At 66.3% G+C, this 6786-nt stretch carries 7 protein-coding genes and 1 pseudogene; all 8 read left to right on the top strand.

Translation table 11 applies throughout. The features are described from left to right. Positions 1-400 (top strand): annotated as a pseudogene (locus MCHLDSM_RS29790) (undecaprenyl-phosphate alpha-N-acetylglucosaminyl 1-phosphate transferase); the annotation flags it as partial. 271 nt (positions 401-671) lie between these two features. Beyond that, a complete protein-coding gene (locus tag MCHLDSM_RS29785; protein WP_048473377.1) occupies positions 672-1136 on the top strand; it encodes an ATP synthase subunit I in 465 nt (154 codons plus the stop codon). Between the two features lie 19 nt (positions 1137-1155). Further along, positions 1156-1944, top strand: a complete 789-nt coding sequence (gene atpB, locus MCHLDSM_RS29780) for a F0F1 ATP synthase subunit A (RefSeq protein WP_048473376.1) — start codon at positions 1156-1158, stop codon at positions 1942-1944. Positions 1945-2016: 72 nt separating this feature from the next. Beyond that, a complete protein-coding gene (locus MCHLDSM_RS29775; protein ID WP_011893196.1) occupies positions 2017-2262 on the top strand; it encodes a F0F1 ATP synthase subunit C in 246 nt (81 codons plus the stop codon). 9 nt (positions 2263-2271) lie between these two features. Beyond that, positions 2272-2778, top strand: coding sequence for a F0F1 ATP synthase subunit B (locus tag MCHLDSM_RS29770; protein ID WP_048473375.1), 507 nt, complete (start codon positions 2272-2274; stop codon positions 2776-2778). Beyond that, a complete protein-coding gene (locus MCHLDSM_RS29765) occupies positions 2778-4115 on the top strand; it encodes a F0F1 ATP synthase subunit B/delta (RefSeq protein ID WP_048473374.1) in 1338 nt (445 codons plus the stop codon). The genes MCHLDSM_RS29770 and MCHLDSM_RS29765 overlap by 1 nt, the downstream gene beginning before the upstream one ends. A gap of 49 nt (positions 4116-4164) precedes the next feature. Beyond that, the gene (gene atpA / locus MCHLDSM_RS29760; RefSeq protein ID WP_048473373.1) at positions 4165-5811 is read left to right on the top strand and encodes a F0F1 ATP synthase subunit alpha; all 1647 of its coding nucleotides are present in this window, start codon (positions 4165-4167) and stop codon (positions 5809-5811) included. A gap of 25 nt (positions 5812-5836) precedes the next feature. Beyond that, positions 5837-6766, top strand: coding sequence for a F0F1 ATP synthase subunit gamma (locus MCHLDSM_RS29755; RefSeq protein ID WP_048473372.1), 930 nt, complete (start codon positions 5837-5839; stop codon positions 6764-6766). Positions 6767-6786 lie beyond the last annotated feature (20 nt).

Here is a 6786-nt window from a genome sequence, read left to right as displayed (position 1 = left end):
GATCTCGCAGACGGCCTACGGCGCGCGGGACGTCTTCGCGCTGCTGTCACCGTTTCTGCTCGTGGTCGCGGTGGTGTTCGTGCCGGCCCTCGACATGCTGCTCGCGATCATCCGCCGCACCCGCGCCGGGCTGAGCCCGTTCAGCCCCGACAAGATGCACCTGCACCACCGACTGCTCGAGATCGGGCACTCCCATCGCCGCGTCGTGCTGCTGATCTACCTGTGGGTCGGCATCGTGGCCCTCGGTGCGGCGAGCACCATCTTCTTCGATCCCCGGCACACCGCGGCGGTCATGGCGGCAGCGATCGTGATCGCGGTCGTCGTCACGCTGATCCCGTTGCTGAGACGACGCGACCACCCCGCCGACGACGCGACCAGCGAGGTGTACGACAAAAAGTAGTAGGTCGCGTTTTGTGGCTCTCACCATGTGTTAGGGTTTGGTGAGAACCCGAATTGACCTCGCGGGTTGCCGGCCCCCGGGCCGTCGGCGCCAGTCTTTCTGGCACCGCTCGGAACGGACACACGACCGACAGATCGACCGACCACAGGAGCTGCCCCTTGGGTGATTCCCGCGCGCCCGTCGCCCTCCGATACGCTACGGACGCTCACAGGAATCATCGGGACACGTTCCTTCGAACTCCATACGACGACCGCGGGATTGAGGTGAAGCAGTGACGACGCCAGCGCAGGACGCGCCGTTGGTGTTTCCGTCCGTGGCCTTCCGGCCGCTGCGCCTGCTTCTCATCTGCGCGGCCGTCTCGGGCCTGATCACGCTCGCCGCAGCGCTCGTCGGCTATCCGCTGTTCGGCCTGTTCTTCGCGATCGGCATGGCCCTCGGCCTGACCAACGCGCTGATGGTCCGGCGCGCGGTCGAGTCGATCACCGCCGACGATCACCCGCTGAAGAAGAAGATGGCGCTCAACTCGGCCACGCGGCTGTTGGCGATCACCGTCGTCGGCCTGACCATCGCGTTCGTTTTCCGTCCGATGGGCCTCGGCGTGCTCTTCGGTCTGGCACTGTTCCAGGTGGTCCTCGTCCTCAGCACCTCCCTGCCGGTTCTCAAGAAGCTCCGCGCAGGCGACGGTGATCAGGCCGCAGGCCCCGCTCCCGACGCTTCGACATCCAACGACGGATAGCTCAAGGACTGATTCGTAGATGACTGAAAGTGTGCTCGCCCTCGAGGTTGGTCACCACATCGAGCAGAAGTGGTTCGGCCTGACGGTCAACGTGGACACCGTGCTCTCCACCGCGATCGCGGGCGCCATCGTCATTGCGCTGGCGTTCTTCCTGCGCGCCAAGGTCACCTCGACCGGCGTGCCCGGCGGCGTCCAGTTGTTCTTCGAGGCGATCACCATCCAGATGCGCAACCAGGTGGAGAGCGCGATCGGAATGCGCATCGCGCCGTTCGTGCTGCCGCTGGCGGTCTCGCTGTTCTGCTTCATCCTTTTCGCGAACTGGCTGTCGGTGCTACCGGTGCAGTACACCAACGCCGAGGGCGTCACCACCGAGCTGATCAAGCCGCCGGCCTCGGACATCAACTTCGTGCTCGCGCTCGCCGTGTTCGTGTTCATCTGCTACCACCTGGCCGGCATCTGGCGGCGCGGAATCATCGGTCACCCCATCAAGGTCGCCAAGGGCCACGTGGCCTTCCTCGCGCCGATCAACATCGTCGAGGAGATCGCCAAGCCGATCTCGCTGTCGCTGCGACTCTTCGGCAACATCTTCGCCGGCGGCATCATGGTCGGTCTGATCGCGCTGTTCCCGGCGTGGATCATGTGGCTGCCCAACGCGATCTGGAAGTCGTTCGACCTCTTCATCGGCCTGATCCAGGCCTTCATCTTCGCTCTGCTGACGATCCTGTACTTCGGGCAGTCGATGGAGCTCGACCACGACAGCGATCACGCCTCAGACCATGCGGAACAGGGCGCGGCCGACAAGCACTAGAACCAGCACAACCTGTTAGACCCACACAGAACCTGGCGACAACCAACAGCCAGTTATCAAGGAGGATAAGGAATGGATCCCACTATCGCTGCAGGCGCGCTCATCGGCGGTGGTCTGATCATGGCCGGCGGCGCGATCGGCGCGGGTATCGGTGACGGTATCGCCGGTAACGCCCTGATCTCGGGCATTGCCCGGCAGCCGGAGGCCCAGGGTCGACTCTTCACTCCGTTCTTCATCACCGTCGGTCTGGTCGAGGCGGCGTACTTCATCAACCTCGCCTTCATGGCGCTGTTCGTCTTCGCCACCCCGGTCGGCTAATTCGTCGTCATGGGTGAACTGACCGTAACCGTCCTGGCGGCCGAAGAGGGTGGGGGGACCAGTAACTTCCTGGTGCCCAACGGCACCTTCTTCTTCGTGCTGCTCATCTTCCTGATCGTGCTCGGCGTGATCGGGAAATGGGTGGTGCCACCGGTCAGCAAGGTGTTGGCCGAGCGCGAGGCGATGCTCGCGAAGACGGCAGCCGACAACAAGAAGGCGGCAGAACAGATGGCCGCGGCCCAGGCCGACTACGACGAGACGATGGCCGCTGCGCGCGGCGAGGCGTCGTCGATTCGTGACGAGGCCCGGTCCGAGGGCCGCAAGGTCGTCGACGAGGCGCGGGCCGAGGCCGGCGGCGAGGTGTCCGACAAGCTGCAGTCCGCCAACGCGGAACTGGAGCAGACCGCGTCGAGGACGACGAGCGAGCTCGAGTCCTCGGTGGACGGCCTGTCGAGCACGTTGGCCAGCCGCATCCTCGGTGTCGACGTCAACGACACGTCGAGCGGGAGGCGTTGATGTCCACGTTCATCGGACAGCTGGTCGGATTCGCGATCATCATCTACATCGTGGTCCGGTGGGTCGTGCCCCCGGTGCGCACGATGATGAAGAACCAGCAGGAAGCGGTCCGCGCGGCGCTCGAGGAGAGCAAAGCGGCGGCCGACAAGCTGGCCAGCGCCGACCAGCGGCACGCCAAGGCTGTCGAGGACGCCAAGGCTGCCGGCGCCAAGCTGACCGAGGAGGCTCGCGCCGACTCGACCCGCATCGCCGAGCAGCTGCGCGAACAGGCCGGGGTCGAGGCCGAACGCATCAAAGCCCAAGGCGAGCAACAGGTTCACCTGCTCCGTCAGCAGACCATTCGCAATCTGCGGCAGCATCTGGGCCTCGAGTCGGTGGACAAGGCCGAGGAGATCGTCCGCAGCTACGTCTCCGACCCGGGCGCGCAGTCGCAGACCGTCGACCGGTTCCTCGACCAGCTCGACGAGATGGCGCCGTCGCCCGCGGTGCTGGAAGCCGGTGCGACGCTCAACCTTCGGGCGGCCAGCCGCGAATCGCTGGCCGAACTGGTCAAGAAATTCGACTCGGTCACCGACGGTGCCGATGCCGCGGCGCTGACCACGCTTTCCGATGAGATCGCCGCGGTGGCCAGGCTGCTCGTCACCGAGCCGGCACTGAACAGCCACCTCGCCGAGGCGACCGACGAGTCCGACGCCAAGATGCGTCTGCTCGACCGGTTGTTCGGCGGCAAGGTCGCCGACACGACGTTCGACATCCTCAAAACGGCTGTCTCGCAACGGTGGTCGAACGAGGGCAACCTCGTCGACGCGCTCGAGCACGTGGCGCGGCTGGCCCTGCTGGCCCGTGCCGAACGGGACGGCCAGAGCGAAGAGGTCGAAGAGCAGCTGTTCCGGGTCGGGCGTGTGCTCGACACGGAGTCGCGGCTCAACCGGCTGCTGGCCGATCCGACGGTGCCGGCGGACAAGCGGGTCGAACTGTTGGACAAGGTGCTTCAGGCCGGCGGGGGAGTCAACGACACCGCCGCGGCGCTGCTCCGGCAGACGATCGAACTGCTGCGCGGCGAGCTCGCCGACGCGGCGGTGGCCGACCTGGCCGAGCTCGCGGTGGCACGGCGCGGTGAAGCCGTCGCCGAGGTGACCGCCGCAGCCGAGCTGTCCGACGAGCAGCGCACCCGCCTGACCGAGGTGCTCAGCCGGATCTACGGCACCGCGGTGTCGGTCCAGCTGAATGTCGACCCCGACATCCTCGGCGGGCTTCTGATCACCGTCGGTGACGAGGTCATCGACGGATCCATCTCCTCCCGGTTGGCCGCCGCCCGCACTGGGCTGCCGGACTGACCCTCGAACTCGCGCAGTAACAAACACAAAGGCAGGAAGACGAAAAGCCATGGCAGAGTTGACAATCTCGGCTTCTGACATCGAAGGGGCGATCGAGGACTACGTCTCCTCCTTCACCGCCGACTCCGACCGCGAAGAGGTCGGCGTCGTCATCGACGCCGGTGACGGCATCGCGCACGTCGAGGGTCTGCCCTCGGTGATGACCCAGGAGCTGCTGGAGTTCCCCGGCGGTGTCCTCGGTGTCGCGCTGAACCTCGACGAGCACAGCGTCGGCGCGGTGATCCTGGGCGACTTCGAGAAGATCGAAGAGGGCCAGCAGGTCAAGCGCACCGGCGAGGTGCTCTCGGTGCCGGTGGGCGACGCCTTCCTGGGCCGCGTGGTCAACCCGCTCGGTCAGCCGATCGACGGCCAGGGCGACATCGAGACCGACACCCGGCGCGCGCTGGAGCTGCAGGCCCCCTCGGTGGTGCAGCGCCAGGGCGTGTCGGAGCCGCTGCAGACCGGCATCAAGGCCATCGACAGCCAGACGCCCATCGGCCGCGGCCAGCGCCAGCTGATCATCGGCGACCGCAAGACCGGCAAGACCGCGGTCTGTGTCGACACGATCCTCAACCAGCGCGAGGCGTGGGCGACCGGCGACCCCCAGCAGCAGGTGCGCTGCGTGTACGTCGCGATCGGCCAGAAGGGCACCACGATCGCATCGGTGAAGCGGGCCCTCGAAGAGGGCGGCGCGATGGAGTACACCACCATCGTCGCGGCCCCCGCCTCGGACGCGGCCGGCTTCAAATGGCTTGCGCCCTACACCGGTTCGGCCATCGGTCAGCACTGGATGTACGACGGCAAGCACGTCCTGATCGTGTTCGACGACCTGTCCAAGCAGGCCGACGCCTACCGCGCGATCTCGCTGCTGCTGCGTCGTCCGCCGGGCCGCGAGGCGTTCCCCGGCGACGTGTTCTACCTGCACTCGCGGCTGCTGGAGCGCTGCGCGAAGCTGTCCGACGAGCTCGGCGGCGGTTCGATGACCGGCCTGCCGATCATCGAGACCAAGGCCAACGACATCTCGGCGTTCATCCCGACGAACGTCATCTCGATCACCGACGGCCAGTGCTTCCTGGAGTCCGACCTGTTCAACCAGGGTGTGCGGCCGGCCATCAACGTCGGTGTGTCGGTGTCGCGCGTCGGTGGCGCAGCGCAGATCAAGGCCATGAAAGAGGTGGCCGGCTCGCTGCGTCTGGAGCTGTCGCAGTACCGCGAGCTGGAGTCGTTCGCCGCGTTCGCCTCCGATCTGGACCCGGCGTCCAAGGCTCAGCTCGATCGCGGTGCCCGCCTGGTGGAGCTGCTCAAGCAGCCGGCGTACACCCCGTACCCGGTCGAGGACCAGGTCATCGCGATCTTCCTCGGCACCGGCGGCCACCTCGACTCGGTTCCCGTCGAGGACGTCGCGCGCTTCGAGCAGGAGCTGCTCGAGCACGTGAAGGGCTCACACAGCGAGATCCTCGAGAACATCCGGGAGAGCAAGAAGTTCCCGGAAGAGGAGCAGGAAAAGCTGACGGGCATCATCAACGAGTTCAAGAAGGGCTTCTCCACCACGGACGGAAGCTCGGTCGCGGTCAACGAGCACGAGGCCGAGGCGATGGACGAAGAGGACGTCGAGAAAGAGTCCGTCAAGGTCCGCAAGCCGGCGCCCAAGAAGTAGGACCGGAAAGGGTCTGGAGAGCTAGATGGCTGCAACACTGCGTGAGCTTCGAGGTCGGATCCGGTCTGCCGGGTCCATCAAGAAGATCACCAAGGCGCAGGAAATGATCGCCACGTCGCGGATCGCGAAGGCGCAGGCGCGGGTCGAGGCTGCGCGGCCCTACAGCACCGAGATCACCAACATGCTGACCGAACTGGCGAGTGCGAGCGCGCTGGATCATCCGCTGTTGGTGGCCCGGGACAACCCGAAGCGGGCCGCCGTGCTGGTGGTGTCGTCGGACCGTGGACTGTGCGGGGCCTACAACGCCAACGTCCTGCGGCAGGCCGAGGAACTCTTCTCCCTGCTCCGAGACGAGGGCAAGGACCCGGTGGTGTATGCCGTGGGCCGGAAAGCGCTCGGGTTCTACAACTTCCGCCAGCGCAACGTCATCGAGTCCTGGACGGGCTTCTCGGAGCGGCCCACCTACGAGCAGGCCAAGGAGATCGCCGAGACGCTGGTGGGCTCCTTCATGTCCGGCGTGGACGACGAGGGTGACGACCCAGGCAGCGACGGTGTCCTCGGTGTCGACGAACTGCACATCGTCTTCACCGAGTTCAAGTCGATGCTGTCGCAGTCGGCGGTAGCCCGCCGGATCGCGCCGATGGTGGTCGAGTACGTCGGTGACGAGGAGCCCGAGGACGGCCCGCGCACCCTGTTCTCCTTCGAGCCCAACGCCGAGACCCTGTTCGATGCGCTGTTGCCGCGCTACGTGGCCACTCGGGTGTACGCGGCACTGCTCGAGGCGGCGGCCTCCGAATCCGCTGCCCGACGGCGCGCGATGAAGTCGGCCACCGACAACGCCGACGATCTGATCAAGTCCCTGACGCTGGCGGCCAACCGCGAACGTCAGGCGCAGATCACCCAGGAAATCAGCGAGATCGTCGGCGGCGCCAACGCGCTGGCCGACGCCAAATGACCTTCAGCAGAACGCCCCGT

This window comes from Mycolicibacterium chlorophenolicum (genome assembly GCF_001044235.1).
Taxonomy (GTDB): domain Bacteria; phylum Actinomycetota; class Actinomycetes; order Mycobacteriales; family Mycobacteriaceae; genus Mycobacterium; species Mycobacterium chlorophenolicum.
Note: the sequence above shows the minus strand (reverse complement) of the source record. Positions and strands in the feature narration are given on the sequence as shown.